The organism is Acinetobacter sp. GWC1_38_13 (genome assembly GCF_001767535.1).
GTDB lineage: Bacteria > Pseudomonadota > Gammaproteobacteria > Pseudomonadales > Moraxellaceae > Acinetobacter > Acinetobacter junii.
Map to the genome: position 1 here is coordinate 14,536 of NZ_MELG01000030.1, position 262 is coordinate 14,797.

The window sequence follows — 262 nt, forward strand, 5'->3', positions numbered from 1 at the left end:
TTATGCTTTTTTTAAGCTCACTCATTATGACAGAGGGTACAATTACAATCCTAATGAAGAATTTCAGATTAATAATAACAGATTCCCGACTTCTAACTTTTTTAGGCACGATCAAGGATATATGACTATACAATTTTTCCTCAATTATAATTTAATTCGTGGATTGTCATATCAATTTGAAGATCTTACGAAAGAAGCTTCTGATCTCAGAGTTTATCGAGAAATGTGTGATTGGAATGAGTTTAGAAAAATCACTTTGATG